The sequence below is a fragment of the Pseudocitrobacter vendiensis genome, assembly GCF_943590815.1.
Lineage (GTDB): Bacteria > Pseudomonadota > Gammaproteobacteria > Enterobacterales > Enterobacteriaceae > Pseudocitrobacter > Pseudocitrobacter vendiensis.
On sequence record NZ_CALSBS010000008.1, the window covers coordinates 52357 to 70667 of the forward strand.

Here is an 18311-nt window from a genome sequence, read left to right on the forward strand (position 1 = left end):
GCGCCATCGGGCATTTGCGCCATAACCTAACGCTTCTTCAATACCGCTTTTGCCTTCTCGACAATGTTCTCAACCGTAAAACCAAAGTACGGGAACAGTTTCTCCGCAGGCGCTGATTCGCCGTAGCCGGTCATCCCGACAATCGCCCCTTTCAGGCCGACATATTTATACCAGTAATCGGCAATGCCTGCTTCGACCGCCACGCGGGCACTGACGCCGGAAGGCAGTACCGACTCACGGTACTCTTCATCCTGCGCATCAAACGTATCCGTTGAAGGCAGCGAAACCACCCGCACGTTTACACCATCCGCGCGCAGTTTCTCTGCCGCCAGCACGGTGATTTCCACTTCTGAACCGGTGGCAATCAGAATCAGGTCCGGCTTACCGCCCGCATCCTTCAGCACATAACCGCCGCGCGCGATTTCCCGAACCTGCTCTGGTGTGCGCTCCATTTGTGCCAGGTTTTGTCGGGAGAGGATCAGCGCCGTTGGGCCGTGGTGGCGCTCCACCGCCGCCTTCCACGCCACCGCGGTTTCCACCTGATCGCACGGACGCCAGGTGCTGAAGTTTGGCGTGAGCCGCAGGCTGGCAAGCTGCTCCACCGCCTGGTGCGTCGGGCCATCTTCGCCAAGGCCGATAGAATCGTGGGTATAAACCATAATCTGCCGCGCTTTCATCAGCGCCGCCATACGTGCGGCATTGCGCGCGTACTCTACAAACATCAGGAAGGTGGCGGTGTAGGGCACAAAGCCGCCATGGTGGGCAATCCCGTTGGCAATCGCCGTCATGCCAAACTCACGCACGCCGTAGTGAATATAATTACCCGCGAGATCCTCTTTCAGTGATTTCGAGCCGGACCAAATCGTTAAATTACTGGGCGCGAGATCCGCCGAGCCGCCCAGCAGCTCCGGCAGAATCGGGCCATAGGCATTGAGGGTATTTTGCGAGGCTTTACGGCTGGCGATTTTCGCCGGCTCCGACTGCATTTTCTCAATGTACGCCTGCACGGTACTCGCCCAGTTTTCCGGTAAGCCGCCGCTCATGCGACGGATGAACTCCGCCGCCAGTTTCGGGTGCGCCTTTTGATACGCGGCGAGCTTCTCTTTCCAGCTCTGCTGTTCTTTTTCACCGCGCTCGCGGGCATCCCACTTTTTGTAAATCTCTTTTGGAATTTCAAACGGTGGATGATTCCAGCCAAGCTGTTTACGCGCCAGCGCGACTTCTTCCGCACCCAGTGCTGCGCCGTGCGCTTCCTCTTTACCGGCCTTATTCGGCGAGCCGAAACCGATAACCGTACGGCAGATAATCAGCGACGGTTTATCCTTAACGCTCTGTGCCTCTTCAATCGCTTTTTTCACCGCCTGCGGATCGTGTCCGTCGATTTCATGTATCACGTGCCAGTGATAAGCCTCGAAGCGTTTCGCCGTATCGTCGGTGAACCAGCCTTTGGTTTCACCATCAATCGAAATCCCGTTGCTATCGTAAAAACCGATCAGTTTGCCCAGCCCCAGCGTCCCGGCAAGGGAACACACTTCGTGCGAAATTCCCTCCATCAGGCAGCCATCGCCCATAAATACGTAAGTATAGTGATCGACAATCTCATGCCCTGGCTGGTTAAACTGTGCGGCCAGCGTGCGCTCGGCGATAGCCAGACCTACCGCGTTCGCCAGTCCCTGGCCGAGTGGCCCGGTGGTGGTTTCAACGCCTGGTGTATAGCCAATTTCCGGGTGGCCTGGCGTTTTGGAATGCAGTTGGCGGAAGTTTTTCAGCTCTTCAATCGGCAGGTCGTAACCGCTCAGGTGCAGCAGGCTATAGAGCAGCATCGAGGCGTGGCCATTAGAGAGAATAAAGCGATCGCGGTCATACCACGTTGGATCCGTGGGGTTATGTTTCATGAAGTCGTTCCACAGGACTTCAGCAATATCCGCCATGCCCATTGGCGCGCCAGGGTGTCCGGAATTGGCTTTCTGAACGGCATCCATACTCAGGGCACGGATGGCATTAGCGAGATCTCTTCGTGACATTAACGACTCCTTAGCAAAAGTGGCGATCTTGATAAGTTATGAGATGCATAACAAAAAAGCATAGCAGACAGGCATAGCATTGTTTTCGATACTTGGTAACATGTTCCTCATATACCAATAACAATGTGAACCCGCCGGCCCGGCCGTGGCGCATCACTTTTTAGTTCGATACGTGAAAGGAACCCCAAATGGACGAGCAGTTAAAACAAAGTGCCCTCGATTTCCACGAATTCCCGGTTCCGGGGAAAATTCAGGTCTCTCCGACAAAACCGCTGGCGACGCAGCGCGATCTGGCGCTGGCTTATTCACCTGGCGTTGCCGCGCCGTGTCTGGAAATTGAGAAGGACCCGCTAGCCGCGTACAAATACACCGCCCGTGGCAACCTGGTGGCAGTGGTGTCTAACGGTACGGCGGTGCTTGGCCTCGGTAATATCGGCGCGCTGGCCGGTAAACCGGTAATGGAAGGTAAGGGCGTCCTGTTTAAAAAATTCGCCGGTATTGACGTGTTCGATATCGAGGTGGACGAACTCGATCCCGACAAATTTATCGATGTGGTCGCGGCGCTGGAGCCGACTTTCGGCGGCATCAACCTCGAAGATATCAAAGCGCCTGAGTGTTTCTACATTGAGCAGAAACTGCGTGAACGCATGAACATTCCAGTGTTCCATGATGACCAGCACGGCACGGCGATTATCAGCACGGCGGCTATCCTCAACGGCCTGCGTGTGGTTGAGAAGAATATCTCTGACGTGCGCATGGTGGTGTCCGGTGCGGGTGCGGCGGCAATTGCCTGTATGAACCTGCTGGTGGCGCTGGGGATGCAGAAACACAATATCGTGGTCTGCGACTCTAAAGGCGTCATCTATAAAAACCGCGAAGCCAATATGGCGGAAACCAAAGCGGCTTATGCGGTGGACGATGACGGCAAGCGCACGCTGGATGACGTGATTGCCGATGCGGACATTTTCCTTGGCTGCTCCGGGCCTAAAGTGCTGACCCAGGAGATGGTGAAGAAAATGGCGCGCGCGCCAATGATCCTCGCGCTGGCGAACCCGGAGCCGGAAATTCTGCCGCCGTTGGCAAAAGAAGTACGCCCGGATGCGATTATCTGTACTGGTCGTTCGGACTACCCGAACCAGGTCAACAACGTGCTTTGCTTCCCGTTCATCTTCCGTGGCGCGCTTGACGTTGGCGCGACGGCGATCAACGAAGAGATGAAGCTGGCGGCGGTGCACGCGATTGCCGAGCTGGCGCACGCGGAACAGAGCGAAGTGGTGGCATCGGCCTATGGCGATCAGGATCTGAGCTTTGGCGCGGAGTACATCATTCCAAAACCGTTCGATCCACGCCTGATTGTCAAGATCGCCCCGGCTGTCGCCAAAGCCGCGATGGACTCCGGCGTGGCGACGCGTCCGATTGCCGACTTTGACGCCTACGTCGAAAAACTGAGCGAGTTTGTCTACAAAACCAACCTGTTCATGAAGCCGATTTTCTCCCAGGCGCGTAAAGAGCCAAAACGCGTGGTACTGGCGGAAGGGGAAGACACGCGTGTACTGCACGCGACGCAGGAGCTGATTACGCTGGGGCTGGCGAAACCGATTCTGATCGGTCGTCCGAGCGTTATCGAAATGCGCGTCCAGAAACTGGGCCTGCAAATCAAACCGGGCGTCGATTTCGAAATCGTCAACAATGAATCTGACCCGCGCTTTAAAGAGTACTGGAATGAGTACTATAACCTGATGAAACGCCGTGGCATCAGCCCGGAACAGGCGCAGCGCGCGGTGATCAGCAACACCACGGTAATTGGTGCAATCATGGTGCATCGCGGCGAAGCGGATGCGCTGATCTGCGGTACCATCGGCGACTATCATGAGCATTACGGCGTGATTCAGCCGCTGTTTGGCTATCGCGATGGCGTGCATACCGCCGGTGCGATGAACGCCCTGCTGCTGCCAAGCGGCAACACCTTTATTGCCGATACCTACGTCAACAACGATCCGACGCCGGAACAGCTGGCGGAAATCGCGTTGATGGCGGCGGAAAGCGTGCGTCGCTTCGGTATCGAACCGCGCGTGGCGCTGCTGTCTCACTCGAACTTTGGCTCGTCTGACTGCCCGTCAGCCAGCAAAATGCGCGACGCGCTGGCGCTGGTGAAAGCGCGAGCGCCGGAGCTGATGATTGACGGTGAAATGCACGGTGATGCCGCGCTGGTGGAAAGCATCCGCGCCGACCGCATGCCGGACAGCCCGCTGAAAGGTTCGGCGAACATTCTGGTGATGCCGAATATGGAAGCCGCGCGTATCAGTTATAACCTGCTGCGCGTCTCCAGCTCTGAAGGCGTCACCGTCGGCCCGGTATTGATGGGCGTGGCGAAACCGGTCCATATTCTGACGCCGATCGCTTCTGTGCGTCGCATTGTGAATATGGTGGCGCTGGCGGTGGTTGAGGCACAAACGCAGCCACTGTAAGCGATTTAATTAATATCAGGCGCGGAAAATTATCCGCGCCTTTTTTATTTCCATTCTTAGTGATCTACCTCTCCTTTTAAATCACCTTGCCGAATTTTGTTATTTACTCTGCCAAAAAATTGCCACGATGAGGCACGTTTTAGCGGAGGCGGCGAGTCATGGATAAAGAACGCATTATTCAGGAATTTGTACCGGGGAAACAGGTCACGCTGGCGCATCTTATTGCGCATCCGGGCGAAGAACTGGCCAAAAAAATTGGCGTTCCCGAGGCGGGTGCTATCGGCATTATGACGCTCACACCCGGCGAAACCGCGATGATTGCCGGTGATTTAGCGATGAAAGCCGCGGATGTCCACATTGGTTTTCTCGACAGATTCAGCGGCGCACTGGTTATCTACGGCTCCGTTGGCGCAGTGGAAGAGGCCTTATTGCAGACGGTCGCAGGCCTGGGGCGTTTATTAAATTACACGCTGTGCAGCCTGACAAAAAGCTAATCCGGAGGGGCGATGAAACGCATTGCTTTTGTGGGGGCCGTCGGTGCGGGGAAAACCACGCTCTTTAACGCATTACAGGGAAATTACACGCTGGCGCGTAAAACGCAGGCCGTGGAATTTAATGACAACGGCGATATTGATACGCCGGGGGAATATTTTAGCCATCCACGCTGGTATCACGCGCTAATAACGTCGTTACAGGATGTAGAAACGCTTATTTATATTCACGCCGCAGACGATAAAGAGAGTCGATTACCCGCCGGGTTATTAGATATTGGCGCGCGTAAACAGCATATCGCGGTGATCAGTAAAACGGACCTGCCCGGAGCGGACGTGGCGTATACCCGCCAGCTTTTGCAGGCAGCAGGATTTCAGTCGCCAATTTTCGAGCTCAACAGCCACGACCCACACAGCGTGCAGAGCCTGATCGATTATCTGGCTGAGCTTACCGAACAGGAGGAAGGGGCAGGTGAAAAAACTCATTATCGCTAACGATATTCGTGCAGCCCATGCGGATGGCGCAAAAGAACTCGCCGTTGTGCTGCGTGCCAGCATTATCACGCCTGAAGCGCGGGAAGTGGCTGACCAGTTAGGTGTTGCCATTCGTGAATGCGATGAGCAAACCGCGCCGTCTGCGATTGAACCTCAGAGCGACACCCAGCGCATTCGCGAAGCCATTATTGCGCAGTTGCCCGCGGGGCAGTTTACCGAAAGCCTGGTCACACAACTGATGGATAAAGTGATGAAGGAGAAGCAGTCGCTGGAGCAGAGCGCCATGCAGCCGAGCTTTAAATCCGTGACCGGTAAGGGCGGCGTGAAGGTGATTGACGGGAGTAGCGTCAGGTTTGGCCGTTTCGACGGCGCGGAACCGCACTGCGTGGGGTTAACGGATCTGGTAACGGAGCAAGACGGCAGCAGCATGGCGGCCGGGTTTATGCAGTGGGATAACGCCTTCTTCCCGTGGACGCTGAATTACGATGAAGTTGACATGGTACTGGAGGGCGAGCTGCACGTGCGTCACGCAGGCGAAACCATGATTGCCAAAGCCGGGGATGTGATGTTTATCCCTAAAGGCGCCAGCATTGAGTTCGGCACGCCCTCGACCGTGCGATTCCTTTACGTTGCCTGGCCTGCGAACTGGCAATCGTTATGAAAGACTTCATCACGGAAGCGTGGCTCAGAGCGAATCATACGCTCAGCGAAGGCGCAGAGATTCATCTCCCTGCGGACAGTCGCCTGACGCCATCGGCTCGCGAGCTGCTGGAAAGCCGTCATCTGCGCATCAAATTTCTCGATGAACAGGGAACCCTGTTTGTTGATGACGAACAGCAGCAACCTCAGCGGGTCCATGGTTTAACCAGCAGCGACAGCCACCCACAGGCGTGCTGCGAGCTGTGCCGTCAGCCGGTAGAGAAAAAACCGGATACGCTCACGCACCTGACCGCCGATAAAATGGTTGCCAAGAGCGACCCGCGCCTCGCGTTTCGTGCGGCGCTCGACAGCACCATCGCCCTGGCGGTATGGCTACAAGTTGAACTGACGGAAGCCTGGCAGCCGTGGCTTGCCGATATTCGTTCGCGTCTGGGCAACATCATGCGTGCGGATGCGGTAGATGAGCCGCTGGCGATGCAGAGTATCGTCGGGCTTAACGAAGAGGAACTGCACCGTCTTTCGCACCAACCGCTACGTTATCTCGACCACGATCATCTGGTGCCAGAGGCCAGCCATGGCCGTGACGCCGCGCTGCTTAATTTACTGCGCACCAAAGTGCGTGAAACCGAAACGCTTGCCGCGCAGGTGTTTATCACCCGCGGTTTTGATGTATTGCGCCCGGATATTTTGCAGGCGCTGAACCGTCTGTCCAGCGCGGTTTACGTGATGATGATCCTGAGCGTGGCAAAGCACCCGCTAACCGTAAATCAAATTCAGCAACGGCTGGGAGGCGCGCAATGATTATTGAACGCGCTCGCCAGTCGGCCCTGCGCACGCCGGCCCGCGTGGTGTTCCCGGATGCGCTGGATATCCGCGTGCTCAAAGCCGCGAACTCTCTGCATCAGCAGAAGCTGGCATTCCCCATTCTGGTCGCCAGCCCGTTCGAACTGCGGCAATTTGCCCTCAGCCACCGTGTCCCGATGGACGGTATTCAGGTTATCGACCCGAATGGCAATCTGCCGATGCGAGAAGCATTTGCCGGGCGTTGGCTGGCGCGCGCAGGTGAGAAAACCCCGCCGGATGCCGTGGAAAAATTACGCGATCCGCTGATGTTCGCGGCCGCGATGGTGAGTGCGGGCAGTGCGGATGTGTGCATTGCCGGCAATCTCTCTTCGACCGCGAATGTCCTTCGGGCCGGGCTTCGTATTATCGGCTTACAGCCTGGCTGCAAAACGCTCTCTTCGCTTTTCCTGATGCTGCCGCAGTACAGCGGCCCTGCCTTAGGATTCGCCGATTGCAGCGTGGTGCCGCAGCCGACGGCGGCGCAGCTGGCGGATATCGCGCTTGCCAGCGCCGGGACATGGCGGGCGATATCCGGCGAAGAACCTCGCGTGGCGATGCTCTCTTTTTCAACCAACGGCAGCGCGCGTCATCCCTGTGTGGCTAACGTACAGCAGGCGACGGCGATTGTTCGCGAACGCGCGCCGCAGTTGGCGGTGGATGGTGAATTACAGTTTGACGCCGCCTTCGTCCCGGATGTCGCGGCGCAAAAAGCGCCTGCCAGCCCGCTGAAGGGAAGGGCCAACGTGATGGTTTTTCCATCGCTGGAGGCGGGCAATATTGGCTACAAAATCGCCCAGCGTTTGGGGGGCTATCGCGCCGTAGGGCCGCTGATTCAGGGGCTCGCCGCGCCGCTCCATGACCTTTCCCGCGGCTGTAACGTACAAGAAATTATTGAACTGGCGTTGGTGGCAGCCGTGCCGCGCCAGCCTGACGTGAGCTGCGAAAGTCGCTCACAAACACTGGTTGAATGAACGGTCCCGTTCTGGACCCCTTAAATGAGAGGAAAACACAATGGAAGCATTAGGAATGATTGAAACCCGGGGCCTGGTTGCACTGATTGAGGCTTCTGACGCCATGGTTAAAGCGGCACGCGTGAAGCTGGTCGGCGTGAAACAGATTGGTGGTGGCCTGTGTACTGCCATGGTTCGTGGTGATGTCGCAGCCTGCAAAGCCGCAACGGATGCTGGCGCGGCGGCAGCGCAGCGTATTGGAGAGCTGGTGTCTGTACACGTGATCCCGCGTCCGCACGGCGATCTGGAAGAAGTGTTCCCGATAAGCTTCAAGGGCGACAGCAACAACATGTAATGGCTCGATGCGGGATGGCGCATTCATCACAGGCCGGATAAGCGAAGCGCCATCCGGCAAATCTCACCCACGGAGGCGGGTATGAAACTGGCAGTCGTCACAGGACAAATCGTTTGTACCGTACGCCATCAGGGACTGGCGTATGACAAATTGCTGATGGTGGAAATGATCGATGCCCGGGGAAACCCTGACGGACAGTGCGCCGTGGCCATCGACAATATCGGTGCGGGAACCGGTGAGTGGGTGCTGCTGGTCAGCGGCAGTTCAGCCCGTCAGGCGCACCACAGCGAATTGTCGCCGGTGGATCTGTGCGTTATCGGCATTGTCGATGAAGTGGTGGCTGGCGGTAAGGTGACTTTTCATAAATAGGGCAGAAATCATGAATCAACAGGATATTGAACAGGTGGTAAAAGCCGTGCTGCTGAAAATGAAAGACAGCAGTCAGCCTGTTGCCGACGTTCATGAAATGGGCGTCTTTGCCTCCCTGGATGACGCCGTTGCGGCGGCAAAAATCGCTCAACAGGGGCTGAAGAGCGTGGCAATGCGCCAGCTGGCGATTCACGCCATCCGCGAGGCGGGTGAAAAACACGCCAGAGAATTAGCGGAGCTTGCCGTCAACGAGACGGGCATGGGGCGCATCGACGATAAATTTGCCAAAAATGTGGCGCAGGCGCGCGGCACGCCGGGCGTGGAGTGTTTATCGCCACAGGTGCTGACCGGCGATAACGGCCTGACGCTGATAGAAAACGCGCCGTGGGGCGTGGTGGCATCGGTGACGCCGTCCACCAACCCGGCGGCCACGGTGATTAATAACGCGATAAGCCTGATTGCCGCGGGCAACAGCGTCGTGTTTGCCCCGCATCCGGCGGCGAAAGGTGTTTCGCAACGCGCTATTGCGCTGCTTAACCAGGCGGTTGTTGCCGCAGGCGGCCCGGAAAACCTGCTGGTGACCGTCGCCAATCCGGATATCGAAACCGCACAGCGATTGTTCAAATATCCCGGCATCGGCCTGCTGGTGGTGACGGGCGGTGAAGCGGTTGTTGAGGCGGCGCGCAAACATACCAATAAACGCCTGATTGCCGCCGGGGCCGGGAATCCGCCGGTGGTGGTGGATGAGACGGCTGATCTTGCGCGTGCCGCCCAGTCCATCGTCAAAGGCGCTTCTTTCGATAACAACATCATCTGCGCGGATGAAAAAGTGCTGATTGTGGTCGATAGCGTGGCGGATGAACTGATGCGCCTGATGGAAGGTGAGCATGCGGTCAGGCTGACGACGGCGCAGGCGGAGCAGCTCCAGCCGGTATTGCTAAACAAAATCGATGAACGCGGCAAAGGCACCGTCAGCCGTGATTGGGTTGGTCGCGATGCGGCAAAAATCGCCGCGGCGATTGGCCTGAAGGTACCGGAACAGACGCGTTTGCTGTTTGTGGAAACGTCGGCTGCGCATCCGTTTGCCGTGACTGAACTGATGATGCCGGTGCTGCCTGTCGTGCGCGTCGCCAACGTGGCAGAAGCCATTGCGCTGGCGGTGGTCCTTGAAGGCGGCTGCCATCACACAGCAGCGATGCACTCGCGCAATATCGACAACATGAACCAGATGGCGAATGCCATTGATACCAGCATTTTTGTCAAAAACGGGCCGTGTATTGCCGGGCTCGGATTAGGCGGGGAAGGCTGGACCACCATGACCATCACCACACCTACCGGTGAAGGGGTGACCAGCGCGAGGACATTCGTGCGCCTGCGCCGCTGCGTGCTGGTAGATGCATTCCGCATCGTATAAGGAAAACGAGATGGCATTCGACGAACAGTGGCTCACCCCGCGTCTGCACCAGGCTGCCCGTTTATGCCAGCAAACGTCCGTGGCGAGCGACTCGCCGCTGTGGCTGGGCGTGGATCTGGGCACCTGCGATGTGGTGTCGATGGTGGTCGACCACGAGGGGCAGCCGGTTGCCGTGTGTCTCGATTGGGCTGACGTTGTGCGTGACGGCATCGTCTGGGATTTCTTCGGCGCGGTGACGATTGTTCGTCGCCATCTCGAGTCGCTTGAGCAGCAGCTTGGCTGTCGCTTCACCCACGCGGCGACCTCTTTTCCGCCGGGCACCGACGCGCGTATTTCTATCAACGTGCTGGAGTCTGCGGGCCTGGAGGTGAGTCATGTACTGGACGAACCGACCGCGGTGGCAGACCTGCTTCGGCTGGATAACGCCGGCGTGGTGGATATTGGCGGCGGCACCACCGGAATCGCCATCGTCAAACAGGGCAAGGTTATCTATTCCGCCGATGAAGCCACCGGCGGACACCACATCTCCCTGACGCTCGCGGGTAACCGCCGCGTTTCGCTGGAAGAGGCGGAGCAGTACAAGCGCAGCAATGCGCAGGAGATTTGGCCGGTGGTTAAGCCGGTGTACGAAAAGATGGCGGAGATTGTCGCCCGACATATCGAAGGGCAGGGGATAACCGATTTATGGCTGGCAGGCGGTTCATGTATGCAATCGGGCGTGGATGCGTTGTTTCGCAAACGCTTCCCGGCGTTACGGGTGCATCTCCCGCAGCACAGTCTGTTTATGACCCCACTGGCGATTGCCAGCAGCGGGCGCGAGAAAGCGGAGGGGATCTATGCAAAGTGAATTGCAGACGGCGCTCTTTCAGGCATTCGATACCCTGAATCTGCAACGCATGAAAACGTTCAGCGTCCCGCCAGTGACGCTCTGCGGCCTTGGGGCAGTGAGCAGTTGCGGTCAAGAAGCGCAGTTACGCGGGCTGAAGCATCTGTTTGTGATGGTCGATAGCTTTTTGCATCAGGCGGGAATGACCGCCGGGCTGATGCGTAGCCTGGCCGTTAAAGGGATAGCCACCACAATTTGGCCGTGCCCGGTGGGCGAGCCCTGCATTACGGATGTTTGCGCGGCCGTCGCGCAGTTACGTGAATCTGGCGGCGACGGTGTTATCGCCTTCGGTGGCGGTTCAGTGCTGGATGCGGCGAAAGCCGTTGCGCTGCTGGTGACTAACCCGGATAGCACGCTGGCAGAGATATCGGAAACGCGCATTTTAAAACCGCGCCTGCCATTGATGGCCATTCCAACCACGGCAGGCACCGGCTCTGAAACCACTAACGTAACGGTGATTATCGACGCCGTAACCGGACGCAAGCAGGTGCTGGCGCATGCTTCCCTGATGCCAGATGTAGCGATTCTGGATGCCGCGCTGACGGAAGGCATTCCGTCGCACATCACTGCAATGACCGGTATCGACGCCTTGACCCATGCGATTGAGGCCTATAGCGCGCTAAACGCCTCGCCGTTTACCGACAGCCTGGCAATTGGCGCAATGGCGATGATCGCGCAATCGCTGCCTAAAGCGGTGGGCTACGGGCATGACCTGGCGGCGCGCGAGAGCATGCTGCTGGCTTCATGTATGGCGGGAATGGCGTTTTCCAGCGCCGGGCTGGGGTTATGCCATGCAATGGCGCATCAGCCAGGGGCGACGCTGCACATTCCGCATGGTCTGGCGAATGCCATGCTGCTGCCCACGGTGATGGAATTTAACCGAATGGTGTGCCGCGAACGGTTCAGCCAGATTGGCCGGGCGCTGAGAAATAAAAAATCGGACGATCGCGACGCCATTAGCGCGGTAAGCGAGCTGATTGCGGAAGTGGGGATCGCCAAACAGCTGGGCGATGTGGGCGCGACACCTGCACATTACACCGCCTGGGCGCAAGGCGCGCTGGACGATATTTGTCTGCGCAGCAACCCGCGCACCGTGAGCCAGGAACAGATTGTCGGCCTGTACGCGGCAGCGCAATAAAGCATACCAGGACGTAGGCCGGATAAGGTGCTTGCACCGCCATCCGGCGTATTAGCCGCAGCATTGCCTGATGGCGCTGCGCTTATCAGGCCTACGAAACCACCTGAAAATGGAGATGACTTTATGGGAATTAACGAAATCATCATGTACATCATGATGTTCTTTATGCTGATTGCCGCCGTGGACAGGATCCTGTCGCAATTTGGCGGTTCTGCACGCTTCCTCGGTAAATTTGGCAAGAGTATTGAAGGTTCCGGCGGCCAGTTCGAAGAGGGCTTTATGGCGATGGGCGCGCTGGGTCTGGCGATGGTCGGTATGACTGCGCTCGCGCCAGTGCTGGCGCACGTGCTGGGCCCGGTCATTATCCCGCTGTATGAAATGCTTGGCGCTAACCCGTCAATGTTCGCCGGAACGCTGCTGGCGTGCGATATGGGTGGCTTCTTCCTCGCTAAAGAGCTGGCGGGCGGCGATGTGGCGGCGTGGCTATACTCAGGTTTGATCCTGGGCTCGATGATGGGGCCGACGATTGTGTTCTCCATTCCCGTGGCGCTCGGCATTATCGAACCTTCCGATCGTCGTTACCTCGCGCTTGGCGTGCTGGCCGGGATCGTCACCATCCCCATCGGCTGTATCGCGGGTGGCTTAATCGCCATGTATTCCGGCGTGCAGATCAACGGTCAGCCGGTGGAATTCACCTTCGCGTTGATCCTGATGAACATGATCCCGGTATTAATTGTCGCGGTGCTGGTGGCGTTGGGGCTGAAGTTCATCCCGGAAAAAATGATCAACGGCTTCCAGATCTTCGCCAAATTCCTCGTTGCGCTGATAACGATTGGCCTTGCCGCCGCGGTAGTGAAATTCCTGCTTGGCTGGGAACTGATTCCAGGCCTTGATCCTATCTTTATGGCGCCTGGCGATAAACCCGGCGAAGTGATGCGCGCCATTGAAGTTATCGGTTCTATCTCCTGCGTTCTGCTGGGGGCGTACCCGATGGTGCTGCTGCTCACCCGCTGGTTTGAAAAACCGTTGATGAGCGTCGGTAAGCTTCTGAATGTGAACAACATCGCGGCAGCTGGCATGGTCGCAACCCTTGCCAACAATATTCCGATGTTTGGCATGATGAAGCAGATGGATACCCGCGGCAAAGTGATCAACTGCGCCTTCGCGGTCTCTGCGGCGTTCGCCCTGGGCGATCACTTAGGTTTTGCGGCGGCCAACATGAACGCGATGATCTTCCCGATGATTGTCGGCAAGCTGATTGGCGGCGTCACGGCGATTGGCGTGGCAATGATGCTGGTGCCGAAAGATGATGCGGCACAGGTGAAAACCGAAGCGGAGGTTCAATCGTGAATACTCGCCAGCTACTGAGCGTCGGTATCGATATTGGCACCACCACCACCCAGGTGATCTTCTCTCGTCTGGAACTGGTTAACCGTGCGGCTGTGTCGCAGGTGCCGCGTTACGAATTCATCAAACGCGAAATTAGCTGGCAAAGCCCGGTGTTCTTCACGCCTGTCGATAAACAGGGGGGGCTGAAAGAGGCTGAACTGAAAAACCTGATTCTGCAACAGTATCAGGCCGCAGGCATCGCGCCGGAAAGCGTTGATTCCGGGGCCATTATCATCACCGGCGAGAGCGCGAAAACCCGCAATGCGCGTCCGGCGGTCATGACGCTTTCGCAGTCGTTGGGTGATTTTGTGGTGGCCAGCGCCGGGCCGCATCTGGAATCGGTGATTGCCGGACACGGTGCCGGAGCGCAAACCCTGTCGGAACAGCGGATGTGCCGGGTATTGAATATTGATATCGGCGGTGGCACCGCGAACTACGCTCTGTTCGACGCCGGAAAAATCAGCGGCACTGCCTGCCTCAATGTCGGCGGTCGCCTGCTGGAAACCGACAGCCAGGGGCGCGTGATTTACGCGCATAAACCCGGGCAGATGATTGTGGATGAGTGTTTCGGCCCAGGCACCGACGTCCGTTCACTGACCGGCGCGCAGCTGGTGCAGGTTACCCGGCGGATGGCGGAGCTGATTGTCGACGTGATTGACGGAACGCTCTCGCCGCTCGCGCAGGCATTGATGCAAACCGGTTTGCTACCCGCAGGTGTTACGCCCGAAATCATTACGCTTTCTGGCGGTGTGGGCGAATGTTATCGCCATCAGCCTGCCGACCCGTTTTGCTTTTCCGATATCGGCCCACTGCTGGCAACGGCGCTGCATGAGCATCCGCGTCTGCGTGAGATGAACGTGCAGTTTCCGGCGCAAACCGTGCGCGCTACGGTGATAGGCGCGGGCGCGCATACGCTATCGCTTTCTGGCAGCACAATTTGGCTGGATAGCGTTGATTTACCGATACGCAATCTGCCGGTTGTCATCCCACAGACGGAATCGAACCTGGTTGATGCCTGGCAGCAGGCATTGGTGCAGCTCGATCTTTGTCCTCAAACGGACGCATACGTGCTGGCGCTGCCCGCCGGGCTTCCCGTGCGTTATGCCGCATTACTAACGGTCATCGACGCGTTGACCCAGTTTGTCGCGCGTTTTCCAAATCCACATCCCCTGCTGGTGGTGGCCGAGCAGGATTTTGGTAAGGCGCTGGGCATGTTGTTACGCCCGCAATTACAGCAACTCCCGCTGGCGGTGATTGACGAAGTTTCCGTCCGCGCGGGGGACTATATCGACATTGGTACGCCTCTTTTTGGCGGATCGGTTGTGCCGGTGACGGTGAAATCACTCGCATTTCCTTCCTGAGGGAACGACTTATGAAACTAAAGACCACATTGTTCGGCAATGTTTATCAATTCAAGGATGTTAAAGAGGTGCTGGCGAAGGCCAACGAACTGCGTTCGGGGGATGTGCTGGCGGGGGTTGCGGCGGCAAGTTCGCAGGAGCGCGTAGCGGCAAAACAGGTGTTGTCGGAAATGACGGTGGCGGATATCCGCAATAACCCGGTGATTGCCTATGAAGAAGACTGCGTGACGCGTCTAATTCAGGACGACGTCAACGAAACGGCCTATGCCCGTATCAAAAACTGGAGCATCAGCGAGCTACGTGAATATGTGCTGAGCGATGAAACCAGCGTTGACGACATTGCCTTTACCCGCAAAGGGTTGACCTCGGAAGTGGTCGCAGCGGTGGCGAAGATTTGCTCCAACGCTGACCTGATCTACGGCGGGAAGAAAATGCCGGTTATCAAAAAGGCCAATACCACCATTGGCCTGCCAGGCACATTTAGTTGCCGTTTGCAGCCAAACGACACGCGTGACGATGTGCAAAGTATCGCCGCGCAAATCTACGAAGGACTTTCCTTCGGGGCGGGCGATGCGGTGATCGGCGTCAACCCGGTAACGGATGACGTTGAGAACTTAAGCCGTGTACTGGATACCGTCTATGGCGTTATCGACAAGTTCAATATTCCAACCCAGGGCTGTGTACTGGCGCACGTCACCACCCAGATTGAAGCGATTCGTCGCGGCGCGCCGGGCGGGCTGATTTTCCAGAGTATCTGCGGTAGCGAAAAAGGGCTGAAAGAGTTTGGCGTGGAACTGGCGATGCTCGACGAAGCGCGCGCAGTGGGCGCGGAGTTCAACCGGATTGCCGGGGAAAACTGTCTCTATTTTGAAACCGGACAGGGCTCCGCACTGTCGGCTGGCGCGAACTTCGGTGCCGATCAGGTGACGATGGAAGCGCGTAACTACGGCCTCGCCCGTCACTACGATCCGTTCCTGGTAAATACCGTGGTCGGCTTTATCGGGCCGGAGTATCTCTACAACGACCGCCAGATTATTCGTGCGGGTTTAGAAGATCACTTTATGGGCAAGCTGAGCGGCATCTCTATGGGCTGCGACTGCTGTTACACCAACCACGCTGACGCTGACCAGAACCTTAACGAAAACCTGATGATCCTGCTCGCCACCGCAGGCTGCAACTACATCATGGGCATGCCGCTGGGTGATGACATCATGCTCAACTACCAGACTACGGCCTTCCACGACACCGCCACTGTGCGTCAGTTACTCAACCTGCGCCCGTCACCGGAGTTTGAACGCTGGCTGGAGATCATGGGCATTATGGCAAACGGTCGCCTGACCAAACGGGCGGGCGATCCGTCACTGTTCTTCTGATGACGCGGAGATAACACCATGGATCAAAAACAGATTGAAGAAATTGTACGCAGCGTGATGGCGTCAATGGGGCAGGCGGATGCCGCACCAGCGGAAGTGAAGTGCAGCACCATAACCTGCGCGACGCCTGCGTCCACGGAAAGCTGCTCGCTCGATTTAGGCTCGCCGGAAGCGAAAGCCTGGATTGGCGTTGAAAACCCGCATCGCGCGGACGTCCTGACGGAACTGCGTCGCAGCACGGCGGCGCGCGTGTGTACCGGTCGTGCTGGCCCACGCCCGCGTACTCAGGCGCTGCTGCGTTTCCTGGCTGACCACTCGCGCTCTAAAGATACGGTGCTGAAAGAGGTGCCGGAAGAGTGGGTGAAAGCGCAGGGGCTGTTGGAAGTACGTTCTGAAATCACGGACAAAAATCTCTATCTGACGCGCCCGGATCTGGGGCGACGTCTGAGCGAAGAGGCCATTGATGCACTGAAAACGCAGTGTGTCGCAAACCCGGATGTGCAGGTGATTGTGTCTGATGGTTTGTCTACCGATGCCATCACCGCGAATTACGAAGAGATCTTACCGCCGCTGCTCGCCGGGCTGAAGCAGGCCGGGCTGAAAGTGGGCACGCCATTCTTTGTACGCTACGGGCGCGTGAAGATTGAAGATCAGATTGGCGAACTGCTCGGCGCAAAAGCGGTGATTCTGCTGGTGGGAGAGCGTCCGGGGCTGGGGCAGTCAGAAAGTCTCTCTTGCTATGCCGTTTACTCACCGCGCGTGGCGACCACCGTGGAAGCCGACAGAACCTGTATTTCCAATATTCATCAGGGCGGTACCCCACCGGTTGAAGCGGCGGCGGTCATTGTGGATTTGGCAAAACGTATGCTGGAGCAAAAAGCATCCGGCATCAATATGACCCGTTAAGGAGGCATCATGCCAGCTTTAGATTTGATTCGACCGTCCGTTACCGCGATGCGCGTGATTGCCTCTGTTAACGCGGAGTTTGCCCGTGAACTTAAATTACCGCCACATATACGTAGTCTCGGACTCATCACGGCAGATTCTGATGACGTAACGTATATTGCCGCTGACGAAGCGACAAAACAGGCGATGGTTGAAGTGGTTTATGGTCGCTCGCTGTACGCCGGGGCGGCGCACGGCCCGTCACCGACGGCGGGTGAAGTGCTGATTATGCTGGGCGGCCCGAACCCAGCGGAAGTTCGCGCGGGTCTGGACGCGATGGTTGCCAATATTGAAAACGGCGCGGCGTTCCAGTGGGCTAATGATGCGGAAAATACCGCATTCCTGGCGCATGTGGTATCGCGTACCGGTTCGTATCTCTCCTCGACGGCGGGATGCACGCTGGGCGACCCGATTGCGTATCTGGTCGCGCCGCCGCTGGAAGCCACCTATGGCATTGATGCCGCGTTGAAATCGGCGGATGTGCAACTGGTAACCTACGTACCTCCGCCGTCAGAAACCAACTATTCCGCCGCGTTCTTAACGGGCAGCCAGGCCGCGTGTAAAGCCGCCTGTAATGCTTTTACCGATGCGGTACTGGATATTGCGCGCAACCCTATACAGCGTGCGTAACGGAGGTAGCGGATGATCAACGCCCTGGGATTACTGGAAGTTGAGGGGATGGTCGCGGCGGTTGATGCGGCGGATGCGATGCTGAAAGCCGCCAACGTCCGCCTGCTGAGTCACGAAGTGCTGGACCCAGGCAGGCTAACGCTGGTGGTGGAAGGTGACCTTGCCGCGTGTCGCGCCGCGCTCGATGCGGGGTATGCAGCAGCAATGCGCACTGGTTGCGTTATCAGTCGCAAGGAAATCGGCAGGCCGGAAGAGGATACCCAGTGGCTGATTGGCCGATTTACCCGCCAGCCGACGCAACCGGTAAAAGCGCCTGAAGCGCCCGTGCTGGAGGCTGAATCTGCCGACGCGCTGATGGCGTTGCTGGCCAATGCACGTCAGGGAATGACCGCAGGTGAGGTGGCGGCACACTTCGACTGGTCGCTTGAACAGGCCAGAACGGTGCTTGAACAGCGCTTTTCTGATGGTGCGTTGCGAAAACGCAGCAGCCGCTATCGCGTCAAAAATTAACCCGCCGGAG

18 protein-coding genes are annotated in these 18311 nt (G+C 57.6%); 17 read left to right on the forward strand and 1 reads right to left on the reverse strand.

Going from position 1 to position 18311, the window contains the following annotated elements; translation table 11 throughout:
* Nucleotides 1-26 precede the first annotated feature (26 nt).
* A complete protein-coding gene (gene tkt / locus NMC31_RS10695) occupies nucleotides 27-2024 on the reverse strand; it encodes a transketolase (RefSeq protein WP_253897898.1) in 1998 nt (665 codons plus the stop codon).
* A gap of 188 nt (nucleotides 2025-2212) precedes the next feature.
* Between tkt and maeB the strand changes: the two genes are divergently transcribed.
* From maeB to eutK, 17 genes are all read left to right on the forward strand, one after another.
* Nucleotides 2213-4492 carry an NADP-dependent oxaloacetate-decarboxylating malate dehydrogenase gene (gene maeB, locus NMC31_RS10700; RefSeq protein ID WP_149461881.1) on the forward strand — a complete coding sequence of 760 codons (2280 nt, stop codon included), beginning with the start codon at nucleotides 2213-2215 and terminating at the stop codon, nucleotides 4490-4492.
* A 158-nt stretch (nucleotides 4493-4650) separates the two neighbouring features.
* A complete protein-coding gene (gene eutS, locus NMC31_RS10705) occupies nucleotides 4651-4986 on the forward strand; it encodes an ethanolamine utilization microcompartment protein EutS (RefSeq protein WP_015963481.1) in 336 nt (111 codons plus the stop codon).
* A gap of 12 nt (nucleotides 4987-4998) precedes the next feature.
* Complete coding sequence (gene eutP, locus NMC31_RS10710; protein WP_149461882.1) at nucleotides 4999-5478, forward strand: ethanolamine utilization acetate kinase EutP; 480 nt, start codon at nucleotides 4999-5001, stop codon at nucleotides 5476-5478.
* Nucleotides 5456-6139, forward strand: a complete 684-nt coding sequence (eutQ, locus tag NMC31_RS10715) for an ethanolamine utilization acetate kinase EutQ (protein WP_253897899.1) — start codon at nucleotides 5456-5458, stop codon at nucleotides 6137-6139. Before eutP ends, eutQ begins: the two co-directional genes overlap by 23 nt.
* A complete protein-coding gene (gene eutT, locus NMC31_RS10720) occupies nucleotides 6136-6939 on the forward strand; it encodes an ethanolamine utilization cob(I)yrinic acid a,c-diamide adenosyltransferase EutT (RefSeq protein ID WP_253897900.1) in 804 nt (267 codons plus the stop codon). Before eutQ ends, eutT begins: the two co-directional genes overlap by 4 nt.
* The gene (gene pta / locus NMC31_RS10725) at nucleotides 6936-7952 is read left to right on the forward strand and encodes a phosphate acetyltransferase (RefSeq protein WP_253897901.1); all 1017 of its coding nucleotides are present in this window, start codon (nucleotides 6936-6938) and stop codon (nucleotides 7950-7952) included. Before eutT ends, pta begins: the two co-directional genes overlap by 4 nt.
* 40 nt (nucleotides 7953-7992) lie before the next feature.
* Nucleotides 7993-8286 carry an ethanolamine utilization microcompartment protein EutM gene (gene eutM, locus NMC31_RS10730; RefSeq protein ID WP_149461886.1) on the forward strand — a complete coding sequence of 98 codons (294 nt, stop codon included), beginning with the start codon at nucleotides 7993-7995 and terminating at the stop codon, nucleotides 8284-8286.
* Between the two features lie 81 nt (nucleotides 8287-8367).
* Nucleotides 8368-8655, forward strand: a complete 288-nt coding sequence (gene eutN, locus NMC31_RS10735; protein ID WP_253897902.1) for an ethanolamine utilization microcompartment protein EutN — start codon at nucleotides 8368-8370, stop codon at nucleotides 8653-8655.
* A gap of 10 nt (nucleotides 8656-8665) precedes the next feature.
* Nucleotides 8666-10069, forward strand: coding sequence for an aldehyde dehydrogenase family protein (locus NMC31_RS10740; protein ID WP_253897903.1), 1404 nt, complete (start codon nucleotides 8666-8668; stop codon nucleotides 10067-10069).
* A gap of 10 nt (nucleotides 10070-10079) precedes the next feature.
* The gene (eutJ, locus tag NMC31_RS10745) at nucleotides 10080-10916 is read left to right on the forward strand and encodes an ethanolamine utilization protein EutJ (RefSeq protein WP_253897904.1); all 837 of its coding nucleotides are present in this window, start codon (nucleotides 10080-10082) and stop codon (nucleotides 10914-10916) included.
* Nucleotides 10906-12093 carry an ethanolamine utilization ethanol dehydrogenase EutG gene (gene eutG, locus NMC31_RS10750; RefSeq protein ID WP_253897905.1) on the forward strand — a complete coding sequence of 396 codons (1188 nt, stop codon included), beginning with the start codon at nucleotides 10906-10908 and terminating at the stop codon, nucleotides 12091-12093. Before eutJ ends, eutG begins: the two co-directional genes overlap by 11 nt.
* 123 nt (nucleotides 12094-12216) lie before the next feature.
* Nucleotides 12217-13443, forward strand: a complete 1227-nt coding sequence (gene eutH / locus NMC31_RS10755; protein ID WP_253897906.1) for an ethanolamine utilization protein EutH — start codon at nucleotides 12217-12219, stop codon at nucleotides 13441-13443.
* Nucleotides 13440-14843, forward strand: coding sequence for an ethanolamine ammonia-lyase reactivating factor EutA (eutA, locus tag NMC31_RS10760; RefSeq protein WP_253897907.1), 1404 nt, complete (start codon nucleotides 13440-13442; stop codon nucleotides 14841-14843). Before eutH ends, eutA begins: the two co-directional genes overlap by 4 nt.
* Before the next feature lie 11 nt (nucleotides 14844-14854).
* Nucleotides 14855-16216 (forward strand): ethanolamine ammonia-lyase subunit alpha, encoded by a 1362-nt coding sequence (eutB, locus tag NMC31_RS10765; protein WP_253897908.1) that lies wholly within the window; start codon nucleotides 14855-14857, stop codon nucleotides 16214-16216.
* A gap of 18 nt (nucleotides 16217-16234) precedes the next feature.
* Entirely contained in the window at nucleotides 16235-17122 is an 888-nt protein-coding gene (gene eutC / locus NMC31_RS10770) for an ethanolamine ammonia-lyase subunit EutC (RefSeq protein WP_253897909.1), read from the forward strand.
* A 9-nt stretch (nucleotides 17123-17131) separates the two neighbouring features.
* Nucleotides 17132-17791 (forward strand): ethanolamine utilization microcompartment protein EutL, encoded by a 660-nt coding sequence (gene eutL, locus NMC31_RS10775; RefSeq protein ID WP_253897910.1) that lies wholly within the window; start codon nucleotides 17132-17134, stop codon nucleotides 17789-17791.
* Between the two features lie 12 nt (nucleotides 17792-17803).
* Nucleotides 17804-18301, forward strand: a complete 498-nt coding sequence (eutK, locus tag NMC31_RS10780; RefSeq protein ID WP_149461896.1) for an ethanolamine utilization microcompartment protein EutK — start codon at nucleotides 17804-17806, stop codon at nucleotides 18299-18301.
* Nucleotides 18302-18311 lie beyond the last annotated feature (10 nt).

Excerpts from the sequence above, each read along its gene's own strand:
- tkt (WP_253897898.1), bottom strand. The coding sequence starts at position 2,024 with ATGTCACGAAGAGATCTCGCTAATGCCATCCGTGCCCTGAGTATGGAT.
- maeB (WP_149461881.1), top strand. The coding sequence starts at position 2,213 with ATGGACGAGCAGTTAAAACAAAGTGCCCTCGATTTCCACGAATTCCCG.
- eutS (WP_015963481.1), top strand. The coding sequence starts at position 4,651 with ATGGATAAAGAACGCATTATTCAGGAATTTGTACCGGGGAAACAGGTC.
- eutP (WP_149461882.1), top strand. The coding sequence starts at position 4,999 with ATGAAACGCATTGCTTTTGTGGGGGCCGTCGGTGCGGGGAAAACCACG.
- eutT (WP_253897900.1), top strand. The coding sequence starts at position 6,136 with ATGAAAGACTTCATCACGGAAGCGTGGCTCAGAGCGAATCATACGCTC.
- pta (WP_253897901.1), top strand. The coding sequence starts at position 6,936 with ATGATTATTGAACGCGCTCGCCAGTCGGCCCTGCGCACGCCGGCCCGC.
- eutM (WP_149461886.1), top strand. The coding sequence starts at position 7,993 with ATGGAAGCATTAGGAATGATTGAAACCCGGGGCCTGGTTGCACTGATT.
- eutN (WP_253897902.1), top strand. The coding sequence starts at position 8,368 with ATGAAACTGGCAGTCGTCACAGGACAAATCGTTTGTACCGTACGCCAT.
- NMC31_RS10740 (WP_253897903.1), top strand. The coding sequence starts at position 8,666 with ATGAATCAACAGGATATTGAACAGGTGGTAAAAGCCGTGCTGCTGAAA.
- eutJ (WP_253897904.1), top strand. The coding sequence starts at position 10,080 with ATGGCATTCGACGAACAGTGGCTCACCCCGCGTCTGCACCAGGCTGCC.
- eutG (WP_253897905.1), top strand. The coding sequence starts at position 10,906 with ATGCAAAGTGAATTGCAGACGGCGCTCTTTCAGGCATTCGATACCCTG.
- eutH (WP_253897906.1), top strand. The coding sequence starts at position 12,217 with ATGGGAATTAACGAAATCATCATGTACATCATGATGTTCTTTATGCTG.
- eutB (WP_253897908.1), top strand. The coding sequence starts at position 14,855 with ATGAAACTAAAGACCACATTGTTCGGCAATGTTTATCAATTCAAGGAT.
- eutC (WP_253897909.1), top strand. The coding sequence starts at position 16,235 with ATGGATCAAAAACAGATTGAAGAAATTGTACGCAGCGTGATGGCGTCA.
- eutL (WP_253897910.1), top strand. The coding sequence starts at position 17,132 with ATGCCAGCTTTAGATTTGATTCGACCGTCCGTTACCGCGATGCGCGTG.
- eutK (WP_149461896.1), top strand. The coding sequence starts at position 17,804 with ATGATCAACGCCCTGGGATTACTGGAAGTTGAGGGGATGGTCGCGGCG.